We start from the raw sequence: 17,953 nt of genomic DNA, 5'->3' as shown, positions 1-17,953 counted from the left end.
CTTATAGTTAGCTCCTGATTTCATTTGATAATAGGTTTGAAGATGTTGTCAAATGAAAGATCATTTAGGAATAAGAAAACATCTCTGTGTTATACTTGTTGTTCACCACAAACACAAGAAAGGCACAGAGATGCAAAACAATTATACTACAAAAGGCAAACACTTGACAATCCATAGCCGTCGTTTAATCGAACGATGGAAAAATGAAGGAAAATCAAATAGAGAAATCGCCTCTCTGCTTGGAAAAGCTCCTCTATCCTAGAAAAGGAAAAACTGTCAAGAAACAAGCTGGCACCCACTTTAAACCTGCTGGGAAGTCTATCGAACAGCGCCCTAAGGCTATCAATCTTCGATTGGAGAATGGTCACTATGAGATTGATACGGTTTTACTTACAAGAGCGAAAAACCACTGCTTGCTTGTCTTGACGGATCGAAGGAGCAGACACCAAATTATTCGATTAATTCCAAATAAAAGCGCTGAGTCCGTCAATCAGGCTCTAAAACTCATCTTAAAACAGCATCAAATTCTTTCCATCACGGCAGATAATGGAACGGAATTCAACCGCTTATCTGATGTATTTTCTAAGGAGCATATCTACTATGCACACCCCTATGCCTCTTGGGAAAGGGGAGTCAATAAGAATCACAATAGGCTCATTCGTAGATGGTTACCTACAGGAACTAAGAAAACGACTCCTAAAGAAGTCGCCTTCATCGAAAATTGGATCAACAACTATTCTAAAAAATGCTTGGACTACAAGTCTCCTAGAGAAGACTTCTTGCTGGCTAACTTGAATTTGAAATTTAGCGAAGGAGCCATTCAACTCCAATTTGTTCTTAAAATGTTTGGCGTTTGGCTTTCCGCTCTGCACGGCCACGTGCGCGATTTTCAGCACGCTTGGTTTTGCGGCGTTTTTCATCAACCGCCCATTTGATTTTCTTCTTATAACCCGGTTTAACTTTTTTCTTTTTCTTTTTGACCAAACCAATCATTTCGATATCAAGCTTATCCTGCTTCTTTTCACGGTTGGCACGACGATCACGATCATAGGTATCTTGAAACTCTCCATCTTTGACCATCTTAGGAGTAAACTTGATTCCTAATTTCTCCAACTCACGGATATCCGAGTCATCACTTGGCTGGTAAAGAGTAATAGCTGTACCAGGTAGACCGTTGCGCCCAGTCCGTCCAACTCGGTGTACAAAGAAGGACAAGTCTTGCGGAATGGCATCATTGATAACATGACTGACACCTTCAATATCAATCCCACGCGCCGCCAAGTCTGTTGCGACAATGTACTCGAAATCCAGATTTTTCACCTGATTCATAATCCGCTTGCGCTCGCGAGGAGCAATATCCCCATGAATCTTAGCTACCTTCAAGCCTTGAGCAGTCAAGTAGGCATGTAACTCATCAGCACGTGTTTTTGTGTTAACAAAAATCATTGCCAAATAAGGCTGCATCAACTGAGTCAGCTGGTAAATTTGAGCATTCTTGTCGCGGCCCTTGGTCGAAATCAACCAATTGTCAATCGTATCTGAGATGACTGTCTTAGTCTTGATTTTTTCCATGACAGGATTTGACAAGTATTTTTTCAAGAACGGTTGCAAGTTTTTTGGAATAGTTGCTGAAAAAACCATGAATTGCAAGTTTTTTGGAAGACTTCCTGCAATCTTATCAACGGTCTCCAAAAATCCCATATCCAAGGTCATATCGGCTTCATCAATTACAAAAGTCTTAGCCTTGTGAATAGCCAAATCACCAGATTTGACCAAGTCATAGATACGCCCTGGCGTTCCGATAACGATATGTGGTTGGTTGCTGGCAAGTTTTTCAATCTGACGCGCCTTATCCGTACCACCCACACAATTAACCACACGGACTTCAACATCTGAGTGGACTGCAATCTGACGAGCTGCTTGGTAAATCTGAGTAGCTAACTCACGACTTGGAGCCGTAATCACTGCTTGCACACTATCGCTCTTTTCATCCAATTGCTGGAAAATGGGAAGTAGGAAAGTGTGGGTCTTTCCTGAACCTGTTTTTGACTCACCGACCAAGTCACGACCTGCCAAGACAATAGGAATTAACTTATCTTGAACCTCTGTCGGAGTTGTAAATTTCAACTCCTCCAAAGCCTTTTCTATATAGTTTTTAAACTGAAATTTCGTAAATGACATACTATCCTCGATTCTATTCTTCCAACCATTATACCATATTTTGAACATTTTCAGTAGTTAAGTCCGAATAGCAAAAAATGAAAGGGAGTAATCCCTTTCATTTTCTATTTCCAATTTAAAATAGCATTCAAACCATAGTGGTCACTGACTTGTGGACCATTTTGACCATCAAAAACTACATGCAAGCTTTCTACTTCTAACTCTTTCGTTGTAAAGACATAGTCAATTCGAAGCGGTTCGGTATTGCCTTTCCAACCATCAATTTCTGGTGGAACGGTATAGCTACCGCTTCTCTCCTTAGCAACTTCAAAAGCATCTTGCAAATCCAGTGGACTAGCTAAAATCGCTTGGTAGCCTTCCTGACCAGCTGGGTTATTGAAATCACCAGCTAAAATCAGAGGTTTGTTCAAACCTTTCAGCACAGCTTCAAATCGTGCCCATTCTTCCTGGAAACCTTTATCCCACCAAGAGAGATGGACACTTGCAAGAGCAAGCTCCTTGCCTTCAACTTCTGTCTCTGCCAAGGCGACACGGCGAGTATGGTAGTCCGTTGGATCATCCACATCTGAAACTAAAATCTCACGTGCTTGAATAGGCGTTTTAGATAAGATTGCCACACCTTCATGGTAGCGGTCATAGCCGATATGATTGTAAGCCCAAGTCCAGTAGTAGGTCTTCTCCTTCTCAGCCAACTTTTCAACCAAAAGTCTCACATAGTGGTCTTGATGAATGGGTTCTGCCGCTGGTAAAGCTTGATAAAGATGATCAACCTCCACTTCTGGAGAAGTAATTTCTTGATTGATTTCTTGGAAACAAATCAAATCATAGTCTTTTTCAAGAATATCCTGGAGCAAGAGCTGGAATTTTTCCTCTGCTTCCTTTTCCATCCAACTATGAGTATTGAGTGTTAAAAATTTCATGCTTTTCTCCTAAAACAAGAGGTTGGAAAACAGCTTCCAACCTCGAGTATATTACAATTCTACTTTAGCAACTGCTGTTTTAGCTGCAAGAGAACCAGTTTGTTCTAATTTAACAGATTTGAGAACATCTCCATTTGTGAAGACAACCACTGTTGAAGTTTCACGACCTGCTGCACGGATAGCATCCAAGTCAGCTGTAACAAGAAGATCACCAGCAGCAACCTTTTGTCCTTCAGAAACGTGAACTGTGAATGGTTTACCTTCAAGGCTTACAGTATCCAAACCGATGTGAACAAGTACTTCAAGACCTGCTTCAGTGACAAGACCAAGAGCATGTTTTGTTGGGAAGATACTTGATACAGTACCTGTAACTGGAGATACGATATTTCCATTTGCTGGTTCTACCGCAAATCCGTCACCCATCATTTTTTGAGCAAAAACCGGATCTTTCACTTGTTCCAAGGCAATGACTTGACCATCAGCTACTGAGTAAACATCCTCAGTTACACCCTTAAAATGTACAGTATTTTGTTGGGCTTCTGTCATCTGGCTTGGAAGAGTTTCAGGAATTACTTCACCTGAGTCAAGAATATCTTGGATATCAGATTTCAACACGTCAGCTTTTGGTCCGTAGATAGCTTGGACACCTTGCCCTTTCATGACAAGACCCATAGCTCCTTCTGCTTTCCATTGTTCCTCAGTACCAACGCGATCTGCGTCTTTAACAGTTACACGAAGACGAGTCATACATGCATCCACATCTACGATATTTGCACGACCACCAAGAAGGTTAATGATATTTACGGCTTGAGAAGCTGCTGCAACTTTTGGAGTTCCAGGAGCTGCTTCTTCTGATGCTCCTTCAGCAGTTTCGTAGTTTCCGTTACGTCCTGGAGTTGCGTAGTTGAATTTCTTGATCATGAAGTTGGCAATGAAGTACATGATAACCGCAAAGAGAACAGTTACCCAGATAAAGTTAACGATATCCATACCAAGGCCAGCATTAATTGCCAGTGGTGTACGAGTCAAGAATTCGATTGAACCGAATGAGTGCATACGAAGGTGAACGATGTCCGCCATAGCAAAGGCAGCACCTTGAACAAGAGAATAAACAAGATACATTGGTGTTGCGATGAACATGAACATGTACTCGATTGGTTCAGTAACCCCTGTCAAGAATGTCGCAAGAGCTGTCGCAATCATCATACCTTTGTATTGATGTTTCTTGTCTGCATCAACATTACGGTAGATGGCAACGATCACACCCATCAAAATACCGAATGAACCAATCATTTGACCAACTTTGAAACGAGCTGGTGTAATCGTTGAAAGGATGTGTTGGTATTGGTCAGCATTTGAACCTTTAAGGTTAACAAGGTCTGTTACCCAAGCAAGCCAAAGCGGGTCTTGACCAAATACTTGTGTACCTTTTGCTGCTCCAGTAAGGATTTCGTATGTTCCACCAAGAGCTGTATAGTTCATTGGGATAGTGAGCATGTGGTGAAGACCAAACGGCAAGAGCAAACGTTCCAAGGTACCATACAAGAATGGTGCGAGAACTGGCGCAGTTTCTTGTGAGTTGGCAATCCAGATACCAAAGCTATTGATACCTGTTTGAACAAGTGGCCAGAATGCAGCAAGCGCAATCGCTGCAATTGTTGAACGTAAGATAACAACAAATGGTACAAAACGTTTTCCATTAAAGAATGAAAGTGCGTCTGGAAGTTTACGGTAGTTGTAGTATTTGTTATAGGCAGTTGCCCCTACAAAACCTGAGATAATCCCTACGAAGACACCCATGTTAAGGGCTGGTGCTTCAAGAACACTGATAAAGTAATCTGCCACCTTGATAGAAGAACCAAAGAGAGTAGATACAACAGCGTTAGGGTCTTTCAACATATCACCTGATACACCAAAAATAGTACCTGTGATGCGGTTAATCAAGATGAAGGCAAGACCAGCAGCAAAGGCACCGCCTGCACGATCTTTAGCCCAGCTTCCCCCAATAGCTAGAGCAAATAAAATGTGAAGGTTACCAATAACTCCCCAACCGATTTGCTCAAGGATTCCACCTGTAATCACAAGCGGAGCAAAGTTAGGGTTAATCATCACGAGTGATTTACCGATTGAAATCATCAAACCAGCCGCTGGCATAACAGCGATAACCACCATTAAAGCCTTACCGAATTTTTGCCAAAATTCGAAAGACAAGACATTTTTGAATGTAGCTTTCATCATTCAAATCTCCTTTATTTTATTTAGGCAAACGTTTTACGAAAACGTTTGCACTTGTTTATACTTTAATTATACCACTTTTATTTTTTTTGTAAAGGCTTTTATAAAAAAAAATTCCCGTTTTTCTTAAATTTTTATACAATAAAAATTCTATAATGAAGTTAGCCACCCAACTTTCCTAAAAATGTAATGGTTTAACTAGCTTATAGCTAGCTCCTGATTTCATTTGATAAGAGGCTTGAAGATATTAGGCTCGCTAGCCAAGGCTAAGTCTAGCCTTGGTTTAGCTGACCGAACATCTTCAAGGGAACCTGTTGTCAAATGAAATCTAGTTATAGGAATAAGAAAACATCTCTGTGTTATACTTGTTGTTCACCACAAACACAAGAAAGGCACAGAGATGCAAATCGATTATACTACAAAAGGCAAACAATTGACAATCCATAGCCGTCGCTTAATCGAACGATGGAAATTAGAAGGGAAATCAAATAGAGAAATCGCCTCTCTACTTGGAAAAGCTCCTCAGACCATCCACAATGAAATCAAGCGTGGGACAGTCCTACAATGTATTGGAAAGGGACGTTTCAAAAAGATTTATTCTGCCGACTATGCTCAAATGGTTTATGAAACCAATCGGAAGCGCTCTGTGAAGAAATCAATCTTGACCAAAGAACTAAAACAAAAGATTCCCACTATCATAACCAAAAGTTGTCTCCTGAAATGATGGTCAAGGCTAAGGGTCTTACAGTGGGAATGTCAACCATCTACTACTGGATTCATCATGGAAAATTGGGATTAACCAAGCAGAACCTCCTTTATCCTAGAAAAGGAAAAAATGTCAAGAAACAAGCTAGCCCTAACTTTAAACCTGCTGGGAAGTCTATCGAACAGCGCCCTAAGGCTATCAATCTTCGATTGGAGAATGGGCACTATGAGATTGATACGGTTTTACTTGCAAGAGTGAAAAACCACTGCTTGCTTGTCTTGACGGATCGAAGGAGCATATCTACTATGCACACCCCTATGCCTCTTGGGAAAGGGGAACCAATGAGAATCACAATAGGCTCATTCGTAGATGGTTACCTAAAGGAACTAAGAAAATGACTCCTAAAGAAGTCGCCTTCATCGAAAATTGGATCAACAACTATCCTAAAAGATGCTTGGACTACAAGTCGCCCAGAGAAGACTTCTTGCTGGCTAACTTGAAATTGAAATTTAGCCTTTTTACTAGTTTACGGTTTAATTCGGTGCAACATACGTGGGAATGGAATGGCTTCACGGATGTGTTTTGTACCTGCTGCGAAAGTTACCATACGCTCGATACCGATACCAAATCCTCCGTGTGGTACTGTACCATATTTACGAAGGTCAAGGTAGAATTCATATTCCGTACGGTCCATACCAAGTTCTTCCATCTTAGCAACAAGGGCATCATAGTCTTCCTCACGCATAGAACCACCGATGATTTCTCCATAGCCTTCTGGTGCAAGCAAGTCTGCACAAAGCACGCGTTCTGGATTTCTAGGGACTGGTTTCATGTAGAAGGCTTTGATAGCTGCTGGATAGTTGATAACGAAAGTTGGCACACCAAAGTGGTTTGAAATCCAAGTTTCATGCGGTGAACCGAAGTCATCTCCATGTTCCAAATGCTCGTAGTCTGCATCTTCATCGTTTTCATGCTCTTGCAAGAGGTCAATGGCTTGATCGTAAGTGATGCGTTTGAAAGGCTCTGCAATGTAGCGTTTCAAAAGTTCAGTATCACGTTCCAAAGTTTCCAAGGCTTGAGGAGCACGATCCAAAACACCTTGAAGAAGAGCTTTTACATAAGCTTCTTGCAAGTCAAGTGACTCATCGTGTGTCAAGTAGGAGTACTCAGCATCCATCATCCAGAACTCAGTCAAGTGACGGCGCGTTTTTGATTTTTCAGCACGGAATACTGGACCAAAGTCAAAGACACGGCCAAGGGCCATAGCACCTGCCTCTAAGTAAAGCTGACCTGATTGACTCAAGTAGGCTGGCGTTCCAAAGTAGTCAGTTTCAAAGAGCTCTGTTGAATCTTCTGCTGCATTTCCTGAAAGAATTGGGCTATCAAACTTCATGAAGCCGTTCTTATCAAAGAACTCATAAGTCGCATAGATAATCGCGTTACGGATTTGCATGACCGCTACTTGCTTACGAGAACGGAGCCACAAGTGACGGTTGTCCATCAAGAAGTCTGTTCCGTGTTCTTTTGGAGTGATTGGGTAATCTTGTGATTCACCGATGACTTCGATGTCTGTGATATCGAGTTCATAGCCAAACTTAGAACGCTCATCTTCTTTTACAACCCCTGTCACATAAACAGAAGTCTCTTGGCTCAAGTGTTTGATCGTTTCAAATTTTTCAAGACCAACTTCTTCGCCGAATTTTTCAATAAAGTTTGGTTTGAAGGCAACTCCTTGGAAAAAGGCTGTTCCATCACGCAATTGCAAGAAGGCAATTTTCCCTTTTCCAGATTTGTTGGCAACCCAAGCTCCGATAGTCACTTCTTGACCAACGTAGTCTCTTACATCGATAATTGTTACACGTTTTGTCATTGTTTTTCCTTTTCTATTCTTCTTTATGGCACACTGCCTCTACGTTATTTCCATCTGGGTCTATCACAAAGGCCGCATAGTATCCCACATGGTAATTTTTACGTTCGCCAGGTGCACCATTATCCTTTCCTCCAGCAGCCAAAGCTGCATGATAGAAAGCATCTACTTCTTGACAAGTTTGAGCACTAAAGGCAAAATGCATCGGCTCTTGTTGACCAACATTTAGCCAAAAATCACCACCTGGATCCACATCTCGCGGTTCTGTGAAACTAACGACCTGCCCCGTATCAAATTGAAGGTGATAATTTAAAGCAGCTAAAGTAGCTTGATAGAAAGCTTTAGAAACTTCTAAATTCTTTACCTTAAGGGTAAAATGATCTATCATTATAATTCCTCCATAAACTGATGCAAACGGCGAATAGCTTCTTTCAAGGTATCCAAGTCTGTGGCATAGCTGAGACGAACATTTTCTGGTGCTCCAAATCCAGCTCCTGTAATCAAGGCAAGGCCGACTTCTTCGAGGATAGCCGTTGTAAACTCTGTCACATCAGTATAGCCCTTCATCTCCATCGCTTTTTTAACATTTGGGAAAAGATAGAAGGCTCCTTGGGGCTTGACAACTTCAAATCCTGGCACTTGGCACAAGAGTGGATAAATGGTATTCAAACGTTCTTCAAAGGCTTGGCGCATGGTTTCAACAGAGTCTTGCGGTCCAGTTAGGGCTTCAATGGTTGCATATTGCGAAACGGCAGTCAGGTTAGAGGTTGTTTGTCCTGTTAGTTTGCTCATGGCAGCAATAATCTCAGGATTTCCCACAGCATAACCTACCCGCCACCCAGTCATGGCATAGGCCTTAGATACACCGTTAATCACGATGGTTTGCTTGCGAATGGCTTCTGACAGACTAGAGATTGGAACAAATTCGTTCCCGTTATAAACCAAACGACCATAAATATCATCTGCTAGGATAAGGACATCATGTTCAACAGCCCAATTTCCGATAGCCAAGAGTTCCTCACGAGTGTAAATCATACCTGTCGGATTCGATGGTGAATTGAGAACCAAGACCTTGGTCTTATCTGTTCGGGCTGCTTCTAGCTGCTCTACTGTTACTTTAAAGTGATTGTCTTCCTTGGCCTGGACAAAGACTGGCACTCCTTCTGCCATTTTGACTTGATCTCCATAACTGACCCAGTATGGTGTAGGAATGATGACCTCATCGTCTGGATTGACCACAGCCATAAAGAAGGTGTAGAGAGAGAACTTAGCACCTGTGGCAAAGGTAACCTCGTTAGCTGCTACGGAATACCCATAGTAGCGTTCAAAATAGGTATTAACCGCTGCTTTTAACTCTGGTAGGCCTGAAGCAACTGTATAAAAGGAAGCTCGTCCATCTCGAATCGCTTCCACCGCTGCATCCTGAATGTTTTCAGGAGTATGAAAATCAGGCTGTCCCAAGGTTAAGAAAAGAACATCCTTTCCTTGAGCTTTTAATGCTTTGGCTCTTGCATCACTGGCTAGAGTGACGCTTTCTTCCATTTCTAGTACACGTTTGGATAGTTTCATATGCCCTCCTTATTGGATCACTGCTCCTGTTTCAAAGTCAACCAGATAGTACTGGTTTCCTGACTTGACTTCCCAAATCGGCTTGTCCTGATAACGACCAAAGGTGACTTTGTCAATGTCGCTAGCACCTTTTTCCCTCGAAATCGTCGCCGCCTTGTCTTGAGAAATCCCCTTATCTAGCTGATAAACATAAATCTTATGTTCATTCTTTTCAATCAGTACAGCAATGGCCTCTTGCTTTTTATTATGCCCCAGAACGCTGTAATAGCCTTCTAGTCCATTGTAAAAATCAACCTGATCCGCCTTTTCCAATTCTGCATACTGCTTGGCTAGTTTTTCTCCCTCAACCCTAGCATCCTGATAGGGCTTCATACTGAGAGAGATCAGATAAAGGAAGGAAGTGGTCATGACTAGTAATACTAAAGTAATGCCGATCCCATACTGTAAAAGTAGCTTGTTTTTTGCGTTTTTCTGTCTTAGTTTCACCCGTCTATTTTACCATCTCTCCTCCTTTATTACAAGTGAAGATAGGAACATTCCGAGATTATTTTCCCTTTGAAATTAAATACAATATTTGCCTGTCTATCAAATACTGTTTTCTCAGAACTAAGTTTTCCACCCCTAACAAGTAAACTTAGCTGAGCAAAATTATTGCTAATTAGTATTATTTGTTGTAACATAGATGGTAACAAAAGAGTTCGCTCTTTGAATTTTAAACTAAAGGAGACACATCATGTCTAAAAAAGTATTATTTATCGTCGGTTCACTACGCCAAGGTTCTTTCAACCACCAAATGGCCCTCGAAGCTGAGAAAGCACTTGCTGGAAAAGCGGAAGTCAGCTATCTTGATTACTCAGCTGTTCCTCTCTTCAGCCAAGATCTTGAAGTTCCGACTCATCCAGCTGTAGCTTCTGCTCGCGAGGCTGTCCTTGCTGCCGATGCCATCTGGATCTTCTCTCCAGTCTACAACTTCTCTATCCCTGGAACAGTGAAGAACTTGCTTGACTGGCTCTCTCGTGCCCTTGACTTGTCTGACACACGTGGCGCTTCTGCCCTCCAAGACAAGTTTGTCACAGTATCATCTGTAGCCAATGCCGGTCACGATCAACTCTTTGCTATTTACAAAGACCTATTGCCATTTATCCGTACACAAATCGTTGGTGACTTTACTGCCGCACGTGTCAATGACTCTGCTTGGGTAGACGGAAAATTGGTGTTAGAAGAAGCAACTGCTTCATCACTTGAAAAACAAGCGGACGACCTTCTTGCAGCCATCAACTAATCCAGCAAAAACCAGCTCGAATGAGCTGGTTTTATGCTTGTTTCACAAAGACGAGTTCTAAGTCACTTGATAAATCAGGTCGGTAGACAAAGCCCGCAAAGCTAAGCTTACGAGCTTGCTCAACTGTTTGGACTTGCCCTTCTATCAAGGCGGTCAAAAAGGCGCCACGGGCTTTTTTTGAAATGGTTGAGTGGATTTTCAACTGGCCTGCCTTATCCTCCATAAATTTGAAGGTCACCATCTTTTCTCTAATTTCCTTCGAAAATACGGTTTCAAACTCTGATGATAGGAGTGAGAATATCAAGTTCTCATCCTGTAGGGCCTCATCGTAGGCTGACTTCCAATGACTCTTTAAAGTCTTACCAGCAACTTTTAACTTCATCAAGAAGTCCAAACGGTGAGGAGCCATGGGCGACAAGGCGGGGACAACACCGTATAAAGCCGAGGTAATCAGGACATGATTTTCAAGATAGGTTTGTTCAGCCTCGGTTAACCCATCTCGTTTGATGTGGCGATACATGAGACCGTCAAAGAGTTTCAAGGCTGGATAATGTTTAGCCCTTCGATCTTTTAGAGCTTGAATATGGCTGTACTCTTCTTCTGCTTTCTCGGCAGATACCTTATAAAAAGTCTCTAATTCACTAGCTGAGTAATGCGCCAGTGAGTCAAGGACTGCCTGACTTTCTTCCCTCAAAGGGAGCGCTTCAATACAAGGATGGTCTGTGTTCATTTCTTTTGCTGTTGGGATTAAAATTTTCATATTGTTAGTGTAGCATATTTTTCAATCGTGACCAAGAATTTCATCTGAAAACCTCGGTATTAGCCGAGGTTCCTTTGTTTATTTCACTTTAAATGTTTTGAGGTAATTGTCTTTTCCAACTTGACCTTCGAAAGATTGGCCATTTTCTAGGTAAGGAAGGTCGTCTGACACTGAAGCCTTGACCTTATAGATTTTGCCATCAACTTTGAAGAAGTAGACAGTATCACCCTTGATAACAGCTGATTTAAGGTCTGAAATCACTCCCTTGATGTTTTCTACCGTTTCATTATCCAACTCTAGGTCGTTTTTATTGGCATATTTGCTGAGGAGTTCATCTACTGTAGCTGCTACGATGACGTTTTGGTACTCTACTGCATCAACCAAAGCATACTCCTTGACCAAACCTGCATTGTCCTTCAATCCCATGATGTAGAGCGGTTTGTCATTGAGATTGACAAGGATAGGGAAGGTCGCCTTATAGGCTTTTTCCTGCACTGCTCCTTCTGCGGAAGCACGGGCTGATTCTTCGGTTGCTGATGCTAGATTGTACTTGGTGATTTCACCAGTGCGCATATTTTCAAGGATAAATCCTAGATTACTTTCATCAGCATTGGCTGAAGTCACCCCTGTGTAGAGATAAATGTCATTTCCGATAGAAAGATAGTTATAGCCCTCAGTCGTTTGAGTAACATTTTTCTTAGAAATCAAGGCATTCCAGAAGCCGTCTTTATACTTGCCGTTGTAGTTGATTTGCTCGATTGTTTCTTCTGCTGGATAGACACGATCCACCCATTCTGGTACTTCATCCAAGCTGTATTCCTTGGTTTCTCCATTGGTGGCATCTAAGATAATAACAGATGAAGGACGCGGGACTCCTAGACCAAACTGCTTTTGATAAACGGTTGCTACATAGAAGGGATTGCCTTCATCATCCACCTCAAAGGAGGGCGTTTTAAAAATCTTGGTTGGGTACTTGATCCGAAGATGACGTTTGACGTCACGGTTAAAATACTCAGAGTCTGAATACTTCATGGGTGTTTTCAAGTCTACCAATTCCGCATTTCCTGTCACCATATCAACCTTGATATACTCGCCAATTCCCTTGGACTGATTATTAAACCATTTAATCGGGTCGGCATATTCCAAAGGTGTCACCCGATAGGGCTTGCCATCAACTGTCAGCTGGGTATAAGTATCTGCTGCTACGTACTGGGAGACCTTATCCGTCAGAGACCCCAGGTAACGGTCACCAATCTTTTCTGCAGTGCTCCGATCTAGAATTGGAACCTTACTGGTATCACTCTTAGGAAAATCTTTAAAATCTTTTTCTGTGATAGACACCACATTAGCATAATTTTTTGCTTGGAAAAAGCTAGAGGTTACTAGGCTTACCAGACCAGCAAGGGCAAAGATAAGTCCTGCGGCCAGAAACAATCCTCTACTAAGTTTGGTAAAAAGGAATCCTTCTAGATTGAGATCTTTGGCAGGCTTGCCATGACGTACATGAACAGTTTTGAGGAGATTGGTATCCTTGCGGAAACTAAACAAAATACCCATCACCACCAAATGCCCACAGAGAAAGAAGATGAATTCCCAGCTAGTCAGATTGAAGGGTGGTAAAAAGATATACCATGTCGTTGCGATAAAAACAAGTTCAAAAAGTATGCGTTTCATCTGAGTTCCTCCTAAATAATCCGTCCTTCCAAATGATCCAGTTCATGCTGGCAGATCTGAGCTGGAAAACCCGTCAGCGTAATGGTCTGTTCCTGCCACTTGCTATCACGATAGGACACCGTAATCGTTTCATAACGAGTTGTTGGTCGCACCCCAGTCAAAGACAAACAACCTTCCTCTGTCTCGTAAGGTCCTTTATAGGAAAGGAGAACGGGATTAAACATGACTATGGGAACCAAGCCAAGATTAAAGATAATGACACGCTTCTGCACCCCAATCATATTTGCTGCCAAACCGACACAGGTCTCGCGATTAGCCAGCAGGGTATCCTGCAAATCCTTAGCCAGATAAAGGTCTTCCTGACTTGCAGCTTTCGATACCTGCGACAAGAATAAGACATCTTGGACAATTCTCTTTTCCATTCTCTTTCACTCCTTGCTACTTTACTTTATTATAGCACAAAAGGGGGCAACTTCTAGTCCTTTCCCTCAAATGCAAAAAAAGCCATCCGAAGATGACTTTCTTTTTAAATTGCGTTCTTGTCAAGACCAAGTTTACGTTGAACAAACTTGACGATTTCGACGATAAGTATCATTGAGAAGCTTCCAGCTAGAACAATGGCCCATTGTGACAAGTCTAGTTTGGTTACGTGGAAGATACCTTCAAGCGGTTCTACAACGATTGTTGCCATCAAGAGGATGAAGGATACCAAGATAGACCAGTTGAAGGTCTTAGACTTGAATGGTCCGACTGTCAAGATGGATTGGTAAACAGACTTGACGTTGTAGGCATGGAAGAGCTGAATCAAACCAAGTGTTGCAAAGGCCATCGTGAGGGCATCCGCATGAATGGCTTGATTGTCTCCTACATGGACTGGATAGGCAAGAGCAAGACCATAAACAGTCAAGACGAGTGCCCCTTGGAGTACACCTTGATAGATAATAGAACTCATGACCCCACCTGAGAAGAAGCTTGATTTGCGTCCACGTGGTTTGTGGGTCATAACACCTGGCTCAGCTGGTTCAACACCAAGAGCGATAGCTGGGAAGGTATCGGTTACCAAGTTGATCCACAAGAGATGAACTGGCTGCAAGACATCCCAACCAAACAAGGTTGATAGGAAGATGGTTAATACTTCAGCCGTATTGGCAGAAAGCAAGTACTGAATAGTCTTTTGAATATTTGAGAAGACCTTACGTCCTTCTTCAACTGCAACGATGATAGTCGCAAAGTTATCATCTGCAAGGATCATGTCAGAGGCACCTTTAGAAACCTCTGTACCAGTGATTCCCATACCGATACCGATATCGGCTGTTTTCAGAGCTGGGGCGTCATTAACACCGTCACCTGTCATGGCAACGACCTTACCTTGGTTTTGCCAAGCCTTGACAATACGAACCTTGTGTTCCGGAGATACACGCGCATAAACAGAGTATTGACCAACGACTTTTTCAAATTCTTCATCAGAAAGTTCGTTAAGCTCAGCACCAGTCAAGACATGGTCTTCTGAGTCATTTTCATCAATGATTCCCAATCGTTTGGCAATGGCTTCCGCTGTGTCTTGGTGGTCACCAGTGATCATGATTGGACGGATTCCCGCTTCTTTAGCGACACGAACGGCTTCTGCCGCTTCGGCACGCTCAGGGTCAATCATCCCAATCAAACCAGTAAAGATCAAGTTGTTTTCAAGCTCTTGAGAAGTAAGATTTTCTGGAATACTATCGATAATCTTATAAGCACCTGCAAGGACACGCAAGGCTTGGTGAGCCATTTCCGAGTTGTTTGTATGGATTAATTCAGTGACTTTCTCATCAATCGGAGCAACATCTCCAGCTTTATCACGAGCAACACAGCGTTTCAAAAGTTGATCTGGAGCCCCCTTGACTGCCACGAGGAATTTACCATCTGGCAATGGATGAACCGTTGACATGAGTTTACGATCTGAGTCAAACGGCAATTCAGCTACACGAGGATATTTCTCTAAGAACCCTTTAACATCGTAGCCCTTGTCCAAGGCATACTGGATGAAGGCTGTTTCCGTTGGATCCCCAATCAGGTTTCCTTCAGCATCAATCTTGGTATCATTGGCCAAGACAACTGAACGAAGTAGGGGCATTTCAAGACCTAGTTCAATATCATCAGATGAGTCATGTAGGACTGCGTCATAGAAGACTTTCTCGACTGTCATCTTGTTCATGGTAAGCGTACCAGTCTTATCAGAAGCGATGATTTCTGTTGAACCAAGTGTTTCGACTGCTGGCAACTTACGAACGATAGAGTTTCGTTTGGCCAAAACTTGAGTACCAAGGGCAAGAACGATGGTCACGATAGCTGGGAGTCCTTCTGGAATGGCTGCAACAGCAAGCGCAACAGAGGTCATCAACTCACCAAGTGGATTTTTACCTTGAATGAAGACTCCGACTACAAAAGTAACAAGGGCAATGACCAAAATTGCATAGGTCAAGACCTTAGAAAGGTTGTTCAGGTTTTGTTTGAGTGGTGTATCCGTCTCATCCGCATCTTGGAGCATGCCAGCGATATGACCAACTTCCGTGTACATACCTGTATTGACAACAACACCAAGACCACGACCGTAGGTCACGTTTGAGTTTTGGAAGGCCATATTGACACGGTCACCAATACCGGCATCTGCAGCGAGTTCTACAGTCAAATCTTTTTCAACTGGAACAGACTCACCTGTTAGGGCTGCTTCTTCGATTTTAAGAGAATTAGCTTCTAGCAAACGTAGGTCTGCTGGCACTACATCACCTGCTTCAAGAGCAACGATATCACCTGGTACCAATTCTTTTGAGTCAATCTCAGTCATATGCCCATCACGAATAACGCGAGCAGCTGGACTAGACATAGATTTGAGGGCTTCGATGGCTTCTTCTGCTTTTCCTTCTTGGTAAACACCAAAGGCTGCGTTGATGATAACAACGGCTAGAATAATAATGGCATCTGCAATATCTTCCCCACCAGAAGTTATGACGGACAAAATGGCTGCAGCCACCAAAATAATAATCATCAAATCCTTAAACTGTTCGATGAATTTAACCAAGAGAGATTTTTTCTCACCCTCTTCGAGTTCATTGCGCCCATATTCCGCTAGGCGTTTCTGCGCTTCGCTTGACGAAAGACCTTGCTCAGTTGCTTCAACTGACTTCAAGACCTCTTCAGGACTTTGAGTATAAAACGCTTGGCGTTTTTGTTCTTTTGACATGTGTCTCCTCCTTGACATTGTGTGCAAAACAAGTTCTCTTTTAGTTTTATGACAAACAAAAAGAGACCTGTTAATCATAACAAGTCTCGCTGTTTAAGATAGTGCCGGAAAACATACTTTTCAGTATACAATTCGGAATGACGACACTATCACAGGTTTCTGCCAGCTACTCCCTTGAGTAGTACTATTATATCAAAATTTGAAAAGTTTTCAAGGGTTTAAATCCGATGAAACAAGACTAAATTTGAATTTTCCCTTGAAAACCAGTATAATGTAAGAATACTATATGACTAGAAAGGAAGCCCGATGAACCAATCCATGTCAAATCTCAAATTGGCAGAACGTGGAGCCATTATCAGCATTTCAACCTACCTGCTCTTGTCTGCAGCAAAATTGGCAACTGGCCACCTCCTACATTCTTCCAGTTTGGTAGCGGATGGTTTCAACAACGTATCCGATATTATCGGAAATGTTGCTCTTCTGATCGGTATTCGGATGGCGCGCCAGCCTGCAGACCGTGACCATCGTTTCGGTCACTGGAAAATTGAAGATTTGGCTAGTTTGATTACTTCCATCATCATGTTCTACGTTGGCTTTGATGTTCTTCGGGACACCATTCAAAAAATTCTCAGTCGGGAACAAACAGTTATCGACCCTCTGGGCGCAAGTCTAGGGGTCTTATCTGCGGCAGTCATGTTCGCAGTTTATCTCTATAATACTCGTCTCAGTAAGAAATCCAAGTCCAAGGCCCTCAAGGCTGCCGCCAAGGACAATCTTTCAGATGCTGTCACCTCGCTTGGGACTTCCATTGCCATCCTAGCCAGCAGTTTCAATTATCCGATCGTAGATAAATTGGTCGCTATCATCATCACTTTCTTTATCTTAAAGACAGCCTATGATATCTTTATCGAATCTTCCTTCAGTCTTTCAGATGGTTTTGATGACCGTCTGCTAGAGGACTACCAAAAGGCCATCATGGAGATTCCAAAGATTAGTAAGGTCAAATCCCAAAGAGGGCGTACCTACGGTAGCAATATCTACCTTGATATCACCCTGGAGATGAATCCTGACCTATCAGTCTATGAAAGTCACGAAATCGCAGACCAGGTCGAGTCTATGCTGGAAGAGCGTTTTGGAGTCTTTGATACCGATGTCCATATCGAGCCAGCTCCCATACCTGAGGACGAGATTTTAGACAATGTCTACAAAAAACTGCTCATGCGTGAGCAATTGATTGACCAAGGAAATCAGCTAGAAGAACTCCTTGCTGAGGACTTTCTCTATATCCGTCAAGATGGCGAGCAGATGGACAAAGAGGCTTATAAGTCTGAAAAAGAACTTAGTGCTGCTATTAAGGATATTCAAATCACTTCCATTAGTCAGAAAACCAAGCTCATTTGCTATGAGTTAGATGGCATCGTCCACACTAGTATCTGGCGTCGCCATGAGACTTGGCAAAATGTCTTTCATCAGGAAACAAAAAAAGAAGACAAACAGTGACCCTATCCAATGGATAGGGTCTTTTTGATTATTCTA

General features: G+C 42.4%; 13 protein-coding genes and 2 pseudogenes. 4 read left to right on the top strand and 11 right to left on the bottom strand.

Going from position 1 to position 17,953, the window contains the following annotated elements:
- Positions 1 to 130: 130 nt before the first annotated feature.
- A pseudogene (locus GOM47_RS03015) lies at positions 131 to 791 on the top strand (IS30 family transposase); the annotation flags it as partial.
- A gap of 46 nt (positions 792 to 837) precedes the next feature.
- Here the strand turns inward: GOM47_RS03015 and GOM47_RS03010 are convergent.
- From GOM47_RS03010 to GOM47_RS03000, 3 genes are all read right to left on the bottom strand, one after another.
- Positions 838 to 2,181, bottom strand: a complete 1,344-nt coding sequence (locus tag GOM47_RS03010; RefSeq protein WP_235081018.1) for a DEAD/DEAH box helicase — start codon at positions 2,179 to 2,181, stop codon at positions 838 to 840.
- Between the two features lie 104 nt (positions 2,182 to 2,285).
- Positions 2,286 to 3,101, bottom strand: a complete 816-nt coding sequence (locus tag GOM47_RS03005; RefSeq protein WP_235081017.1) for an endonuclease/exonuclease/phosphatase family protein — start codon at positions 3,099 to 3,101, stop codon at positions 2,286 to 2,288.
- 51 nt (positions 3,102 to 3,152) lie between these two features.
- Entirely contained in the window at positions 3,153 to 5,339 is a 2,187-nt protein-coding gene (locus GOM47_RS03000) for a PTS transporter subunit IIBC (protein ID WP_235081016.1), read from the bottom strand.
- 397 nt (positions 5,340 to 5,736) lie between these two features.
- Here GOM47_RS03000 and GOM47_RS02995 point away from each other — a divergent pair.
- Positions 5,737 to 6,532: pseudogene (locus GOM47_RS02995) on the top strand (IS30 family transposase); the annotation flags it as partial.
- Between the two features lie 36 nt (positions 6,533 to 6,568).
- On the opposite strand, the gene asnS reads toward GOM47_RS02995, so the two are convergent.
- From asnS to GOM47_RS02975, 4 genes are read right to left on the bottom strand one after another with little or no spacing between them, the layout of a single operon-like run.
- Entirely contained in the window at positions 6,569 to 7,912 is a 1,344-nt protein-coding gene (gene asnS, locus GOM47_RS02990; RefSeq protein ID WP_235081015.1) for an asparagine--tRNA ligase, read from the bottom strand.
- Positions 7,913 to 7,925: 13 nt separating this feature from the next.
- Positions 7,926 to 8,297, bottom strand: a complete 372-nt coding sequence (locus GOM47_RS02985; RefSeq protein ID WP_235081014.1) for a VOC family protein — start codon at positions 8,295 to 8,297, stop codon at positions 7,926 to 7,928.
- On the bottom strand, positions 8,297 to 9,478 hold the full coding sequence (locus GOM47_RS02980) for a pyridoxal phosphate-dependent aminotransferase (RefSeq protein WP_235081013.1): 1,182 nt from the start codon (positions 9,476 to 9,478) through the stop codon (positions 8,297 to 8,299). The genes GOM47_RS02985 and GOM47_RS02980 overlap by 1 nt, the downstream gene beginning before the upstream one ends.
- Before the next feature lie 9 nt (positions 9,479 to 9,487).
- Positions 9,488 to 9,964 carry a DUF5590 domain-containing protein gene (locus tag GOM47_RS02975; RefSeq protein WP_235081012.1) on the bottom strand — a complete coding sequence of 159 codons (477 nt, stop codon included), beginning with the start codon at positions 9,962 to 9,964 and terminating at the stop codon, positions 9,488 to 9,490.
- 247 nt (positions 9,965 to 10,211) lie between these two features.
- Between GOM47_RS02975 and GOM47_RS02970 the strand changes: the two genes are divergently transcribed.
- Complete coding sequence (locus GOM47_RS02970; protein WP_235081011.1) at positions 10,212 to 10,760, top strand: NADPH-dependent FMN reductase; 549 nt, start codon at positions 10,212 to 10,214, stop codon at positions 10,758 to 10,760.
- Between the two features lie 31 nt (positions 10,761 to 10,791).
- Here GOM47_RS02970 and yaaA read toward each other — a convergent pair whose 3' ends face one another.
- The 4 genes from yaaA to GOM47_RS02950 form a co-directional block, all read right to left on the bottom strand.
- Positions 10,792 to 11,520: a peroxide stress protein YaaA gene (yaaA, locus tag GOM47_RS02965; protein ID WP_235081010.1), complete on the bottom strand. Its 729-nt coding sequence runs from the start codon at positions 11,518 to 11,520 to the stop codon at positions 10,792 to 10,794.
- Positions 11,521 to 11,598: 78 nt separating this feature from the next.
- Positions 11,599 to 13,194 (bottom strand): hypothetical protein, encoded by a 1,596-nt coding sequence (locus GOM47_RS02960; RefSeq protein WP_235081009.1) that lies wholly within the window; start codon positions 13,192 to 13,194, stop codon positions 11,599 to 11,601.
- A gap of 11 nt (positions 13,195 to 13,205) precedes the next feature.
- Positions 13,206 to 13,616 carry a peptide deformylase gene (locus GOM47_RS02955; RefSeq protein ID WP_235081008.1) on the bottom strand — a complete coding sequence of 137 codons (411 nt, stop codon included), beginning with the start codon at positions 13,614 to 13,616 and terminating at the stop codon, positions 13,206 to 13,208.
- Positions 13,617 to 13,720: 104 nt separating this feature from the next.
- On the bottom strand, positions 13,721 to 16,417 hold the full coding sequence (locus GOM47_RS02950; protein WP_235081007.1) for a cation-translocating P-type ATPase: 2,697 nt from the start codon (positions 16,415 to 16,417) through the stop codon (positions 13,721 to 13,723).
- Positions 16,418 to 16,723: 306 nt separating this feature from the next.
- On the opposite strand from GOM47_RS02950, the gene mntE reads away from it, so the two are divergent.
- Positions 16,724 to 17,917 (top strand): CDF family manganese efflux transporter MntE, encoded by a 1,194-nt coding sequence (mntE, locus tag GOM47_RS02945; RefSeq protein ID WP_235081006.1) that lies wholly within the window; start codon positions 16,724 to 16,726, stop codon positions 17,915 to 17,917.
- Positions 17,918 to 17,953: the final 36 nt, after the last annotated feature.

Source organism: Streptococcus oralis (assembly GCF_021497945.1).
GTDB classification, from domain to species: domain Bacteria; phylum Bacillota; class Bacilli; order Lactobacillales; family Streptococcaceae; genus Streptococcus; species Streptococcus oralis_BR.
This window is presented reverse-complemented; position numbering and strand designations above follow the sequence as displayed.

Bases quoted from the DNA above. Each gene is read 5' to 3' on its own strand.
- GOM47_RS03010 (WP_235081018.1), bottom strand. From the start codon at position 2,181: ATGTCATTTACGAAATTTCAGTTTAAAAACTATATAGAAAAGGCTTTG.
- GOM47_RS03005 (WP_235081017.1), bottom strand. From the start codon at position 3,101: ATGAAATTTTTAACACTCAATACTCATAGTTGGATGGAAAAGGAAGCA.
- GOM47_RS03000 (WP_235081016.1), bottom strand. From the start codon at position 5,339: ATGATGAAAGCTACATTCAAAAATGTCTTGTCTTTCGAATTTTGGCAA.
- asnS (WP_235081015.1), bottom strand. From the start codon at position 7,912: ATGACAAAACGTGTAACAATTATCGATGTAAGAGACTACGTTGGTCAA.
- GOM47_RS02985 (WP_235081014.1), bottom strand. From the start codon at position 8,297: ATGATAGATCATTTTACCCTTAAGGTAAAGAATTTAGAAGTTTCTAAA.
- GOM47_RS02980 (WP_235081013.1), bottom strand. From the start codon at position 9,478: ATGAAACTATCCAAACGTGTACTAGAAATGGAAGAAAGCGTCACTCTA.
- GOM47_RS02970 (WP_235081011.1), top strand. From the start codon at position 10,212: ATGTCTAAAAAAGTATTATTTATCGTCGGTTCACTACGCCAAGGTTCT.
- yaaA (WP_235081010.1), bottom strand. From the start codon at position 11,520: ATGAAAATTTTAATCCCAACAGCAAAAGAAATGAACACAGACCATCCT.
- GOM47_RS02960 (WP_235081009.1), bottom strand. From the start codon at position 13,194: ATGAAACGCATACTTTTTGAACTTGTTTTTATCGCAACGACATGGTAT.
- GOM47_RS02955 (WP_235081008.1), bottom strand. From the start codon at position 13,616: ATGGAAAAGAGAATTGTCCAAGATGTCTTATTCTTGTCGCAGGTATCG.
- GOM47_RS02950 (WP_235081007.1), bottom strand. From the start codon at position 16,417: ATGTCAAAAGAACAAAAACGCCAAGCGTTTTATACTCAAAGTCCTGAA.
- mntE (WP_235081006.1), top strand. From the start codon at position 16,724: ATGAACCAATCCATGTCAAATCTCAAATTGGCAGAACGTGGAGCCATT.